The 14349-nt window shown below is 34.1% G+C and carries 6 protein-coding genes and 5 tRNA genes; 3 read left to right on the top strand and 8 right to left on the bottom strand.

The features are described from left to right. Window positions 1-353 precede the first annotated feature (353 nt). Window positions 354-429, top strand: a tRNA-Ala gene (locus ERCIKOCA2762_RS02945). A 2118-nt stretch (window positions 430-2547) separates the two neighbouring features. Here the strand turns inward: ERCIKOCA2762_RS02945 and lpxK are convergent. Both lpxK and msbA read right to left on the bottom strand, forming a co-directional pair. Further along, on the bottom strand, window positions 2548-3531 hold the full coding sequence (gene lpxK, locus ERCIKOCA2762_RS02950; protein WP_157988678.1) for a tetraacyldisaccharide 4'-kinase: 984 nt from the start codon (window positions 3529-3531) through the stop codon (window positions 2548-2550). After that, a complete protein-coding gene (gene msbA, locus ERCIKOCA2762_RS02955; RefSeq protein ID WP_157988679.1) occupies window positions 3528-5276 on the bottom strand; it encodes a lipid A ABC transporter ATP-binding protein/permease MsbA in 1749 nt (582 codons plus the stop codon). Before msbA ends, lpxK begins: the two co-directional genes overlap by 4 nt. A gap of 597 nt (window positions 5277-5873) precedes the next feature. Here msbA and tsaB point away from each other — a divergent pair. Then, the gene (gene tsaB / locus ERCIKOCA2762_RS02960; RefSeq protein WP_157988680.1) at window positions 5874-6545 is read left to right on the top strand and encodes a tRNA (adenosine(37)-N6)-threonylcarbamoyltransferase complex dimerization subunit type 1 TsaB; all 672 of its coding nucleotides are present in this window, start codon (window positions 5874-5876) and stop codon (window positions 6543-6545) included. A 311-nt stretch (window positions 6546-6856) separates the two neighbouring features. Here tsaB and ERCIKOCA2762_RS02965 read toward each other — a convergent pair. From ERCIKOCA2762_RS02965 to proP, 6 genes are all read right to left on the bottom strand, one after another. Continuing rightward, window positions 6857-6932: transfer RNA gene (locus ERCIKOCA2762_RS02965), tRNA-Trp, on the bottom strand. 555 nt (window positions 6933-7487) lie between these two features. Continuing rightward, a tRNA-Glu gene (locus ERCIKOCA2762_RS02970) sits at window positions 7488-7563 on the bottom strand. Between the two features lie 483 nt (window positions 7564-8046). Beyond that, on the bottom strand, window positions 8047-8841 hold the full coding sequence (murI, locus tag ERCIKOCA2762_RS02975; protein WP_157988681.1) for a glutamate racemase: 795 nt from the start codon (window positions 8839-8841) through the stop codon (window positions 8047-8049). A 787-nt stretch (window positions 8842-9628) separates the two neighbouring features. Continuing rightward, window positions 9629-9705 (bottom strand) — tRNA-Arg (locus tag ERCIKOCA2762_RS02980). A gap of 4 nt (window positions 9706-9709) precedes the next feature. Continuing rightward, a tRNA-Ser gene (locus ERCIKOCA2762_RS02985) sits at window positions 9710-9801 on the bottom strand. A gap of 534 nt (window positions 9802-10335) precedes the next feature. Continuing rightward, window positions 10336-11835 (bottom strand): glycine betaine/L-proline transporter ProP, encoded by a 1500-nt coding sequence (gene proP, locus ERCIKOCA2762_RS02990; protein ID WP_157988682.1) that lies wholly within the window; start codon window positions 11833-11835, stop codon window positions 10336-10338. A gap of 1852 nt (window positions 11836-13687) precedes the next feature. Between proP and rpmE the strand changes: the two genes are divergently transcribed. Continuing rightward, window positions 13688-13897, top strand: a complete 210-nt coding sequence (gene rpmE / locus ERCIKOCA2762_RS02995) for a 50S ribosomal protein L31 (protein ID WP_157988683.1) — start codon at window positions 13688-13690, stop codon at window positions 13895-13897. Window positions 13898-14349: the final 452 nt, after the last annotated feature.

Genomic DNA, 14349 nt, shown 5'->3' on the forward strand with positions numbered 1-14349 from the left:
GTTGTATGATATACGGCATCTATATTCCTATATTGGTACAATAAAAAAACGGGGCAAGGTGTACTGTAACAATCACACCATCAGCAATATAACCTTGTTGTGAATATAAATAATAGATAACAAAAAAAATAAAAATATAGTCTGTCATACCTGTACATAGTGCGTCTCATATCAGGTTATTTTCATCCTGACATTATAAAAGAGAAATAATATATAAAATATATGGTAACATACCTACTAGTTATTTTGAATATCGTAAAATGCAATCTAATATCAATATCCACAATATGAATACTCTCTTTATACTATATGATTGCAAGATAATATCTTGGTCGTATGCCGCTAAAAGCTATGGGGGTATAGCTCAGCTGGAAGAGCGCTTGCATGGCATGCAAGAGGTCGGCGGTTCGAACCCGCTTACCTCCACCATATTTGACACGCTATCTCAGATAGATCTAATCTATCTACAAAAAAAATACGCATAAAATCAGTACAAAATTGCTCTGATCACAAAAACATATGCAGAATCAAAGCATGATCATTACATATACTATAGATTGTGTACAAATTTTCCTAAATAGTGAATTTAACCTAGAGATATCACAATCAGGACATTGTTGGTTCAACCTTTCTCCCTGCTATCCCAATATATCAAACCTAATGACATCATATCTTAAGATTCTTAAATATACTTCAACTAGATTTTTTCTATCTATATACAAGCTATAAGAGATTTAGTAATCAAAAGTATTTTTACGCTCTGCACTATTGCACGCCCAATATAATCCGTAGTACACCACTTCACTCTTTTTGTCATCATCACTGCATTCGTAGACTGCAATTACCCCATCTGACAAAATAATTAGAGTACCATATGCAAATAGAAAATTTTTACGATAAAAGCAAAACATATAATACGAAATACTATTCATAAACATTTAGAAATAAATATGTCACGTAAGGCCGCACAAAAACACATACCAAAAAAAAACAAAATATACTTTATCAGCGTATTTCTATATTCTTAGCCTAGTATCACACCGAGACATATGGTGCAACTTATGCGCTATCGTATGTGTTATACATATAAAATCATTATATATAGTTATAATAGGAGCAGATTAAAAAACAGTACTTGTCTCTTATTAATACTTCCCGTGAAGTCAGGAATCAATAGTATTATTGAGTAATATAGTGAAATACATAGATTTCTCATGATGTATAACGATATTTTTGTTGTACATATAACTATTTATACAATTGAAAACTTATCTATAATCACAGTATTCTGATACCTATGCTTGCTCATCTAAGGATCAAGCAAGGATTTTTCAAGAAAATATTATGCGCTGTATTTTTCAATTCATAAAGTGTCCATCATGCAAACTCCATATAATATCAATATATTTGTATACTCACACCCTAACAAATACTAATCGTTGTATCACAGAAAGATAGAAATTAAATCATGGCTATGTAGACTTGACCTGTCTAATATAGATAAATATAAATCAAGATAGCTAAACATAGTTACGACCTATTGAATACGTTATCCGACTAAACATTACCGCAAAATTATTACTATTTATATAATCAATGACACACCGGCTAACAAAATATTTTTCATATTGTTAGACGACTGTGAATCACAATATATTTTACTATGTACTGATAGTATAATACTGATATTTATTTCCACAATTCAATGGTGATCATTAATCTAACTAAAAATCATATACTGCTTACCAAGATCATACTCGAACTCTGATTATTTAATCCACCACCATGAATCTTCTTCATAAAAAATAAAAATCTTCTCATATGGTAATATTTAGTGCATTCTGAATTATGGATATATGTATAGCTAAAACTATAAAACACTCTTTCTTTCTATCACACACTTACGATCATAGATACTCTGAAGCATATTCGTATTTCTTTATATTTTAAAAATATTTCTTCATACATACGGTTAAGCTTTCTTCATTATATCTCTCTAGTCTAATAGCAAAATTTTGAACAACCTCATTCCTTGAGTTATACCAAGACATCACCCTCTATAAAAGATACTTGATGATATCCATTGTTGTAAAAAAACTTTCTTCTGAAGTATATTCTTAAAGAAAGCACCTCAAACCTCATGCAATCCTTGTATCTTTCATATAGACTTAATTCTGTCGATTATAGAGAATGATGCTCATAGAACACCTGAAATACTAAGAAAATATTTAAGTAAATTCTCATTGAGCAGCGTAAAATCATAATATATATTAGAATAATAGATACACATTATATGTGATCAAGGCCCTTGATAACTTCTTTGATAACTTATTGATATGTAACTTTACAACCCCTATGAACATAATATTGAGATCGATCATGATAATTGCAATTATAGAGGCCTCACATATGCTGAGAATTTTATTCGTCTTCATGTAAGATCACAATCCAACAAGCGACTACTGTGTTAGAATAATCATAGGTGTGATCTGTCTTCATTATTTTGATAAATATTAGAATTGATACTCTATCACAGCGATTTCTTGATCATCGTAGAGCTGAAACCAAACAAAAAATATTTTTCAATAATTCTTGGGCGTCGTTGCCAGATAGTGCGACCTCTACAGGTAGATACCACCAATTTTTCTTAGCAAAATGACGAACTTTAACTGCATCTTTTTCTGTCATAAGCAGCGTTTGCCCACTGGTTGTTAATGTAGTCAAGCCTTTTAAGCGATATCTCTTATGATCAAGAAAGGATATGGTTTTTAATGGCCTGACCCCCTCTGTATATAAAGTCTTAAAAAAACGCTGCGGGCACCCGATCCCTGCCATAGCCACTACATTTTGGAGTTCTGTTACAGGCCTCTTTTCTCCCGAGGAGATATTCACTGCAAATCCTGGCAGTAACTTCATAGATAACTCACCTGGTAAAGCTACTCCACCATTAGTTATAATTGCCGTTACGCTTCGCAGGCGACTCTGCAGTTCGCGCATCGGGCCAACTGGTAACCACCATCCATTGCCAAAACGACGCTCACCATCAATGACTACGATTTCAATATCACGAGCTAATGCATGATGCTGTAATCCATCATCAGTAATAATGATATCTACCACTGAGCACCTAAGAATTTCTTCTACTGCCTTTTTTCTGATTGGTGCTACGCCTACTATGGCATGCGTTCTCTGATAAATCAGTATGGGCTCATCGCCGGCTTGATGAGCGGTAGTATGTTGTCCTACTATGAATGGATAATGTCTGGCTTTTCCCCCGTAACCACGTGAAACTACTCCAACACGTAGCCCATGACTTTGTAGCATCCCTACAAGCCAAATTACCAAAGGAGTTTTACCGTTCCCACCTATAGTCAGGTTACCAACCATCACAATTGGAACAGGCGCGCGCCATGTCTTTCGCCATCCTAAAAGATAGCTAATGCGCAATAAATTACTTATGCCACCATACACAAGACATAACGGAAATAATAAATAACGTACAGGACTTGTACTCCAAAAATGATGAATCATTGTGAAAATTGCATTTTATAAAGCTGTGCGTAACTACCATTTTCAGCTAATAACCGTCTATGCGTGCCGCTTTCTATAATTTTCCCGCCTTCAACAACAATGATTTTATCAGCATTCTCAATACTCGATAAACGATGAGAAATTACCAAGGAGGTTCTATTTTTCTGCAGCTCCTCTAAGGCTATCTGTATAGAACGCTCAGATTTAGCATCTAGAGCTGACGTTGCCTCATCTAAAATTAAAATGGGGCAGTTACGTAACATTGCACGCGCAATCGCAATACGCTGACGTTGACCTCCAGACAGTAAGATGCCATTTTCACCAATAACAGTATCTAGCCCATCATCCATGGTACTAATAAAATCCATAACCTGAGCAATTATAGCTACTCTCTCAATATCTTCGCGGCTATATTTCTCATGACAACCATAAGCAATATTATTTGCAACGGTATCATTAAATAAATGAACATCCTGTGATACTAAGGCTACTTGTTTTCGTAATGAACTCAGTTTGTATTCACGTAAATCATAACCATCTAACAGGATATTGCCATATTGAATATCATAAAACCGAGTGAGCAAACTAGCAATTGTTGATTTACCTGAACCAGATCGCCCTACTAAAGCCACAGTTTGTCCAGCCGCAATGTTTAAGTTAATATTTTTTAAAGCAGGATAATCACGACCGGGGTAATTGAAAGTTACATTGCGAAATTCAATCTCTCCAAGAGAGCGTTGCACATTATATTTTCCACTATCCACCTCCTGAGCTCTGTCTAGAATAGAAAAAATTGTCTGACATGTTGCCATACCTCGTTGAAACTGTGCATTAACGTTCGTTAAAGATTTTAACGGTCGTAGAAGCCCTATCATGGATGAAAAAACTACTGTCATAGTACCAGCAGTAAGCGTTGCCATCACACTGGGAAAACTAGCCACAAACAAAACAAATGCTAATGCCAATGATGCGATCAGTTGAATAATCGGGTCAGCAATCGATGAAGCAGATACCATTTTCATTCCTTGTTGCCGCATGCAATTACTTACACGATCAAAATATTCATTTTCAACCTTTTGTCCTCCAAAAATTAAAATTTCTTTGTGTCCTTTTAGCATCTGCTCAGCACTAGTAGTCACCTGTCCCATTGTATTTTGCATATTTTTACTAATAGCACGGAAACGTTTAGAAACAGTACGAATAGACAATGAAACTAAAGGAGCTAAGACCATTAAAATTAAAGATAATTGCCAGCTATAATATAGCATGAGCATAAAAAGACCAATAATAGACGCACCTTCACGTACCATAGTTACTAAAGCACCTGACGAAGAAGAAGCAACATACTCCACATCATAAGCAATACGAGATAATAATGTCCCAGTAGACTGTTGATCAAAAAAGGATACAGGCATGCCCATGATATGGTTAAATAAATGCCTACGTATGTGCATCACCACGTTGCCAGAAACCCATGAAATACAATAACTAGATACGTAACTAGTCAGACCCCGCAAAAGCATCAAAACAATAATCACTAGAGGCATCCAAAGTAAAACTGAATTGCCCGATTTGTTAAAACCATCATCCAACAAAGGTTTCAGAAGCGATAGCAGCAAGGTATCACCGATCGCATTTAGGATGAGTGAGATAGCAGCTATAATTAATCCTATTTGATACGGTCTGATTATTGGCCAAAGTCGATGAAATGTTTTTGAAGTAGAAATGTCTGGATCTAGATACATGGTTTTCACCAGTTTTAGTTGAAATGTCACCATTTATTCTAGCCGGTATCACGCAGTATATAAAAGCACTGAGGACGCCAGTCGTATGTGATAAATTTTTACTTAAAAAAGCCATGAGGACATTAAATGAATGATTGGAAACCATTTCTTGCCTTAAAATCAGCATCTCAAAAAGAAAATCCCAAAAATGCAACGTTATTAAAATAATTTCTCGATAAATTATCCATCATGTATAATACATACTCTCTAAAATCTTGATCATACATCACTAATACCACACACAAGAAAGCTATTATGTAATGCGATACTTCTCCACAATACATATCGCATATTAATTTTATGCATAAAATATAAAAATTTTTATCACCTCCCGGGCATAAAAATATAGATAATATAAAATAGATAGACCATATCTGTTTTTATATATACTATGATTATATACTAAGCTATTGGTATATATGGAATTTTATATAATTCTCTACTACCAGTAGTCTCTGTAGTATAAGGACCTACAAGCTGAAACGTTGATACAATCCTCAAATAGAAATCGTCTATTCAAGTAATAATGTTTGAGTTTCCAAATAAGATAAGAGATATATGCAAATATTAGCGTTAGACACGACTATGAGATTTTGCTCTGTGGCATTATCGAAGAAGAAGCAAGAACTCTCGTATGTTCAAAAATGCTCTCGTGAACATACGCAATACGTTCTTCCATTAATACAAGATATATTACAAAAAGGTAACGTTTCCTTACAGGAACTAGACATCCTAGCCTTTGCTCGTGGTCCTGGTGGTTTTTCTGGTGTGCGCATATGTCTTGCTATTGCACAAGGCTTAGCATTAGGCGCAAACATTCCATTAACAGGCATTTCCACTCTTAAAAGCATGGCCCAAGCAGCTTGGAGATATCAGCATGCACAACGAGTACTAGTAGCAACGGATGCTCACATGGGTGAGATATATTGGGCTGAGTATCAACGTGATAATTATGGGAATTGGCATGGCGAAGAAACTGAATCACTACGTCACCCCACGGATATAATAAAACGAATGACTTTATTAAAAGATCAGTGGGTCTGTATTGGCACAGGATGGAAAATGTATCCGCAACTACTCAAAGTCAGCCATCTCGATCTCATCATTACCGAAATAGAAACATCCAATGCAGTAGATATTATACCCCTAGCACAAAAAACTCTTGCATTAGGATATGAAATTTTACCTCGCAATGCGGCACCAACGTATTTGCGTAATAAAGTTTGCTAACTGTTCACTCTAGTGATATACATTATTCGATTGAGCCTAACTGGCAGGTGCCAAAAAACTGATCATAAATGCAAATATGAAATAACAATCACTCCGTTGATCTATCGAAAAGAACTGCTCCGAATACATCTAGGTGCAATACATAACAAGCTTGTATCTTATACACACTTTAGCCATATGAATAATTGGTCATTCTTGACTGAAAAAGTTTCTTCTACACTCACTAAGAACAAAAAATCTGCCTTAATTTATACCAAGTCATTCTTTAAAACACTCATTCCAATGAAATAAAACAATTAGCTTCTTTGTCGTGGCAGGGACGGAGAGACTCGAACTCTCAACACCCGGTTTTGGAGACCGGTGCTCTACCAATTGAACTACATCCCTAAAACAACTACATAATACTTAATATAATAATAGACATGTCTATCTATATTCTTAAATATTTTATATATGCTGATTCCACTTTGCAGAAATACAATTTATCTATACACGCCATTCTAAAAAAGAAGTGGCAATACACTATATATATTAAGAATGAAGGTACTGAACACCTTATCTCTGATATCACTATTCTCCTACAATCATACAATATACTACACTGATATAATTTTATATTTTATGAATTTTATTCAGCGACATATATGATCATTTTATAGCAATAATCTCTTATTTTTGACTACAATGTAGTCTACCTCTAAAACGATAATATCTATTGTTACAATGTGTTACTATACTCCCTAATACAGACCACGGATTATCAATAACTCTAGTTGTGTAACTAATTATTAATATATATTATGAATTAGATTGACAAAAGTCTGAAGGATGGATACTGCTATCTATTATTAATAAATAAGATACTTGTAACCATTAACAGAAAAACCTATCTCTATATAGAGTAGAGATCCTAACACGTGCTTTTTAACACCATTTCTATAATGGTGTCCCCAAGGGGATTTGAACCCCTGTTACTGCCGTGAAAGGGCAGTGTCCTAGACCTCTAGACGATGGGGACTTGAGCTTTATCTTTTACCATGAAACGATATCTATCTAATATACTGGTCTTGGCTGATCCTCTAGAATACTTTTATACTCGTAAAATACTACAGAATACTGATATAGTATATTATAAAAACCAAAATTTATATATCTTCGGATACCCTAATATAGGTAATCATCTATGCTATATTACTCTGATTTATATAGAATACATATACGATTTTCTGACGCAAAACACTCTAAAATATATACTCACTAACATAGCATATAGTGCATAATGGCACTACTATAACTTATAATTTATCCTTACATACATTTACATAAAAAAATTCTCATGTTCTGCAGTCTATCTTCCCTTTTAAAATACTCCATAATCTAAACAGATTTGGCTAAAAATACTTTTCAATATGAAGGTACTCCTATTATATCCATTCTGATATAGAGCACAAGAGTGAAACAGAAAACTTTTTTAAAATATCTACTACGTTCCACCATATATTTACAATTTAAGCTGCTCTAATCTCCTAAATCCATAATATTTTAGGATAGGGATTAATTCTTTTGCTTGCTGCGTCAAATCCATGCACAACGCCATGTTCTGTGCAACAGGAATTTCTGTATGTAATGGGTGCCCTAAAACAGACACTACACGTCTAGCTATCGCGGCCCCTGAATCAATGAACTGTGTGCCTGCAGGTAATACCTGTGTCAACTCATCGCGAATTAATGGAAAATGTGTACACCCTAATATAATTGTGTCAGGAGGTTGGGACATATTTAACCACGGCTGTAATATAGCTCTCACTATTCTAATCGATACTAAATGACCACGCAATTTTCTTTCAGCTAACTCAACCAACTCCTTGGAGCCCAATAGAGTTATTTTACATGGTTTAGCAAATCGAGCAATAAGATCATGTGTGTAAGATCTTTGAAGTGTTCCGCGAGTAGCCAATAAACCTATGACACCATTACGTGTTAAATAAGTAGCAGGTTTTATTGCTGGGACCACCCCTACTACTGGAAAGATAAAACGCGCTCGTAGTGCAGGCAAACTCACAATACTGGCTGAATTACATGCAATCACCACTAGTGCAAGTGCGTGAAGGCGCGTCACTGCTGAAATAATCGATACGACTCTTTGCGTAGTAATCTCTGCGGATTTTTCGCCATAAGGAAAGACAATATTATCAAATACATATAAGTAATGAAGATTTGGTAATAATTTACATATTTCATTGTAGACGGACAAACCGCCAACACCAGAGTCAAATACTAACACTGTAGAACACATAATATATCATCTATCTGCATGCGAATATCTAATACCATATCCATATGTCAAGACTGGACCGCTAATTATATCAGATCCCTATCAATTTGAATTAATGAGTATCTCTTTTCAAATATTTTTGAACAGTGTACTAATTAAGAGCGCACAGTAAGCAAAGTATAAAACTGCTTAAAATATGAACATGAGAACGAAGGTGTATTGGCGTCGGATCCTCTTCTCGTACGAATTAGATGCTGTTCTATGCCTCTAGAGTGTGTATTCTTTTTAGAATATCCAATATCTTCTTTATGTATGCTTATCATTGCAATGGTTAAAAACCACTAAAGACTTGATTATATTTTATGCATACTTAATACGGAAAACCTTGATATAATGACCTTCACATCGGAAAAAATTAAAAATACTATGCGATCTCAATTTCCTTAATACAAACATATACACGATGCTTATATAACTTTCATTCAATCTTTTTATACTCTAATACACAACCGGTACCAAGAGTTAAAGATGATTCTGTTAGCGCTATAAACGTGATGCTATACATGAAAGCGTTAAGGTTAGATTAATTGATCACACAATCTACATATACTAAGTATTCTACTTATTGTTATGGTATTTTTCATAAATATATAAAATATTCTAATAGTATATTCAAAAAACACATACAGCCATTACACATTAGCTTTTGCTATTTATGCACATAATACTATACTATATGTTATAATTTTAGGTAGAATCCTAAAATTGACTATTTGACTATATATATCATAGTCCACTATTATAAATATGGTGCATCCAGGAGGATTCGAACCTCCGACCGCTCGGTTCGTAGCCGAGTACTCTATCCAACTGAGCTATGGATGCGTAATGGCGGTGAGACGGGGATTCGAACCCCGGATGCAGATTGCACCACATACTCCCTTAGCAGGGGAGCGCCTTCAACCTCTCGGCCATCTCACCACTAAAAATTCCTTATTTTTAAATATCGCATGCTAAAATAAATCGTCAGTATTCTTACTAATATCAATGCGTAACTTATTATTTACTTTTTCGTTATTTCAAGTCAACTTATTTTTCTATCAGATGTCATCTATTTTCAATATTTTATAGATGCAGAAACAGATTCTGCAAGCTCCATTCACGGTTTGTTATCGATCATACAAAAATACTTATACTTCACCTAATAATGTGCGTGAAGAAAACAACATACATCCCTGTAGTTTATATTTTATATTTCGTTATCTTTCCATACGTAAACAACAAAATAATAGACTATAGTCTAAATTTGATAATCGTGAAAATACAGACTTACTTAGTAAAATTTTACAATATACCTACATACTTGATGAACATTTAACTACCATTGAGTGTATTGTACACACTAAACATCAATCTGATAGTTGGCATGGCTGTTTAAGAAATCCGTCATTTTTACATATCATATTATAATCACAGATATTTTTTATCCTATAGTTTCTTTTAACGATAGAAATTTTAATGTATCACAGGTGAACGTTTTTCTTCTAGTGCGGTAAGCTGTTGTTTCACCTTTGTGATTTTTTTCTCAGTATTAATATGATGTGTTTTTACAAGTTCCTGGGCTTCTTCTAAATTTGAAGCGATAGGGTCAGTACCGCGCAAAGGTAAGTTGGCCGTTTCTCGCATCATGATCCCGGTCAATAACCCAACACCTCCTACTATCATTAGATAGTATGCTGGTACATACAAGTTATGAGTGATTTCCACTAACCACGCAGAAATTGTTGGGGTAAAACTAGCAATCAATACTGAAATATTAAACCAAACAGCTAATGCACTATATCGCATGCGAGTTGGAAACAAAACCGGTAATACTGATGCCATCACACCAGTAAAGCTATTGAGAATGAAGGATAATATTAGTAAACCACAGTAAATAAGCTCAATCATACCACTATTAATTAACATAAAACAAGGCATGGCGCAACATAACAACATACTGCTGCCGATAATGAATAATGGGCGACGACCGAACTTATCACTCATTAAACCCATTATTGGTTGTAATAATAACATACCAAGCATAATGGTTATCATTATCCTGATCCCCTGCTCTTCAGAATAATGCAAGTTATGCGATAAATAACTGGGTAGATAAGTCAGCAACATATAGTATGTAACATTAGTCGTAATAACCAAGCCTATACAAGTGAGACCACTCCTCCAATAGCTAGCGAGAATCTCTCTCAAAGACACTTGCCAACGAGTCGCTCTTATGCCAGTAGACAACTCACAACTACCTTTTTTTTTTGAATGTGTAACATGCTTCTGAAAGACAGGTGTCTCTTCTATTTTCCGGCGCAAATGCAACCCCATTAAACCAAGAGGTAATGCCATTAAAAACAGAATACGCCAACCCCATTGGCGAAAATGATCCGGCCCAGTCATAAAGGAAATCAGGACTACCAATCCAGCTCCTAGTAAAAAACCAGCAATAGAGCTAAAATCTAACCAACTACTCATAAAACCACGTTTACGATCTGGCGAATATTCAGCCACAAAGATAGCAGCCCCAATATATTCACCCCCTACTGCAAATCCTTGAACAATTTTACAGAGAATTAGACAGATAGGGGACCATATTCCTATAGAATGGTAGGATGGAATTATGCTTATACAAGCAGTACTTAATGACATGATAATGATAGTTAGTGAAAGTATTTTTTGGCGACCATACTTATCTCCTAACGCTCCAAAAAACAAACCGCCTAATGGTCGAACTAAAAACGGCACAGAAAAAGTTGCCAATACTGCCATTCGTTGTATGCCAAGCTCGCTGGAAGGAAAAAAAACCTCTCCTAATGCGTAAGCTATAAACCCATATATACTGACATCAAACCACTCAATAGTATTACCTAATGCGGCTGCTTTAATAGCTTGATATAATCTACCATTATCAATAATCATGACGTCTGTTAATCCAATAATATTGTCATGCTGTTTTTTAAATGTCATATGTCGTACCCTATATGATCTTTTTAAACTTTTATTAAAATGGAATAGTTAGGGGAGGTTATTACTAAACATACTCATAAAGTCATATACTATAAGCGTAATAATGTGAGAGCCTTCCCTTCCAAAAAATATCTTCTGCTCGGTATGTTGTGGCCCTGAAGGTAAATCTACTAATCTCTTTTAGTCCTTACTATCAAGTCGATATGTTCCTCTAAAACCTCTAAGCTATTTATCTATCTCACCTATTAATTACATTATATCTATGGTGTCGTAGTAAAAGTTAAAACGGATTTGCAAGATACTAAACATAGTATAAACTAATACTCGGTATTAATGGTTTCAAAAAAAACAGGAGGTATTGTTTCATATATTTAACATCAAAAGCAGAAGCAATACTCTTTTTTAAAATACATGCTTGATTTTTACAATAAAAATACATAAAAGCTTCAAAAAACTATATTTTTTCAATACATATATAACACACATATACCTGAGAAAAATAACGCACAAGAAACCATCAGACTCCAACAGTTTCACTACAGAGCGAAAACATACACTTCATAATAAATACAAAGCGGATAATGACAGCACTCTAACTATTGCACACCTGAAACCATCGATCTCTATGTAATGATACATGCTTATAAACCACGATAAATACAGTATTAAGTGCATAATGCGCTTTAAAATTGTACAATAAAAATTTATTTTGCCCTTTATCGATCTACTTTAATTGTATTGGATGATACTTATCATTCATTAATAAATATATGTTAAATACACAATTACACACCTCCATGACCTAATATTATCAGATACAAGATGCATCGAATGCCACAGAGATCACATTTCAAAAAAAAGACACAATCTCACGAAAATTTCTACATGAATTTGAACACATGCACTGTCTTTTTTGACATACTTGCATCTAAATACCAAAAACTAACTGCAAGATAGTAAAGTCTCATGTTTTTATAAAGCAAAACCTTTAACTTAACATATACGTACAATACTATTATTATTGAAAGAATTTTATTTAAATAAAATACGATGCACTGCGTGCATACACTGATTACTCTACATACCTAATAATCATTTCTATGATGGCATACTGTCACTCATGAACATAAAACGAGTCATCCATTGACATAGTGTAATTTGTAAAAACCAACTTATCATATCAGGACTCGTGATCATATTGTGTAAGTATGTATTCTTACAATTACTAACATATATACACAGCCATGGGAGTTATTTGTCTAAATCATATAAAATTAAGGTAGCTCGACATATCGGATTATTACAGCGATGAAAATCAATCTTAAGTTAATCTATAGAACCCGCTCTTCAATGCAATCTTCAGCTAGATGTTTGATCCTGTAATATACTTACTAGGTCAAAGCAAGCATGCGTATGAAAGCTATAACTGCAATCTCACTGCTTAATATATCTACGACAACATTGCCCATCCATCTAAAATAAAAAAATAATTTTTTATAAACTAAACTTTTTAAAAAAAACAAGAGCTTATGTACATATCATCTTCTCTCTTGTGTAATATATCTCACACGAGTCATAATATTTAGTATAGTAATAGGCTAGCTTAGACTGCTCATATATCTACTAAATTTCAGATCAGCAGTGAAAACTATACCTTGGAGGCGGTGTTAAAATAGCAATATGTATATCCTAACATCATGTAGTGATATTTGTTCTGTGCTAGAAGTAGCGTCCACAAAGTTTTCCAATTGTGTACATTGATAGCATTCCTAGAAATATATAGCTATCCTCATAATCAAGAGGGTATAATGAACGCTTACTTATCTTATAAAAATTGCAAGGAAGATACTTCATGAAAAAAAACATTCATCCTCACTATACTAGTATAATTGCTAAATGCTCTTGCGGAAATGAAATTAAAACTTGTTCGACAGCCCCCAATAATCTCACTCTAGATGTATGTAGTAACTGCCACCCATTTTATACCGGTAAACAACGTGATGTAGCTAGTGGTGGTCGTGTAGATCGTTTTAACAAACGTTTTGGTATTGCAAATAAATAAGCTATACGCGCTAGTAGCACTTATTTATCACTAAAATAGAAACGCGACTAATGTCAATGACAATAATAAAAAATCTCTAAATAAACCGTATTCTTTTACATACAACTATTTTTTAAAAATTATGTAACACAAGATATTACTAATAATACTTAATTGAGTAACCACCGCAACATATGCGTATTCTACGCGTTCTTCACGCGTATAAATATAATACATACGATATATGTCTTATCTCTACTCGCGCGCTTCAAGGTCAAAACAATCGTATTAGGTATACTATACTGCATTAAAATAAAGATAGCATCGTAACATGGCGCATGATAATAGAGATGGATAGTGTATAATACATGATCAACAGATAATGCTTATTATGCCGCTATCCTAATAAAAGACTCAAAAGCGCTATACATTGTATGTCTATGCATGACATACCAATCAATCTAATAATTCAA

It is taken from the genome of Candidatus Erwinia haradaeae, assembly GCF_900698935.1.
Classification (GTDB): Bacteria; Pseudomonadota; Gammaproteobacteria; order Enterobacterales; family Enterobacteriaceae; genus Erwinia_E; species Erwinia_E haradaeae_D.